Raw genomic sequence first — 534 nt, 5'->3', positions numbered from 1 at the left:
GGTAGGTGATGGTTTCGGCGATCCGGCGGAAGTCCTGCAGCATGGGTTCCATCAGGGGTGAGTGGAAGGCGTGGCTGACCCGCAGGCGATGGGTCTTACGCCCCAGGGCTGTGAAATGAGCCGATATTTCCGTCACCGCGCTCTCGTCGCCGGAGATGACGACGGCGTTCGGGCCGTTGACCGCCGCCACCGAAACGGTGCCGGGCAGAAGTGGCAGCACTTCTGCCTCGCTGGCCTGCAACGCCACCATCGCCCCGCCCGCAGGAAGTGCCTGCATCAACCGGCCCCGCGCCACCACCAGACCGGCCGCGTCCTCCAGCGACATCACCCCGGCCACATGGGCGGCCGCCAGCTCCCCGATCGAATGCCCCAGCAGGAGATCCGGTCGCACCCCCCAGGACTCCAGCAACTGGAACAGCGCCACTTCAACCGCGAACAGCGCGATCTGGGCGTTCTTCGTCCGATCCAGCTCCCCGTCCGAGGAGGTGAACACCACCTCCTTCAGTGACCCGTCGAAGTGAGCGTCGACCTCGT

Annotated in this window: 1 protein-coding gene; it reads right to left on the bottom strand. The window is 66.7% G+C overall.

The window, feature by feature from the left end; all coding sequences use genetic code 11:
* A partial coding sequence (locus ACSC1Q_RS43085) for an acyltransferase domain-containing protein (protein WP_436764526.1) occupies positions 1-534 on the bottom strand: 534 nt, incomplete at both ends.

Origin of the sequence: Streptosporangium heterodermiicola (assembly GCF_051390675.1) — a bacterium.
Classification (GTDB): domain Bacteria; phylum Actinomycetota; class Actinomycetes; order Streptosporangiales; family Streptosporangiaceae; genus Streptosporangium.
This window is presented reverse-complemented; position numbering and strand designations above follow the sequence as displayed.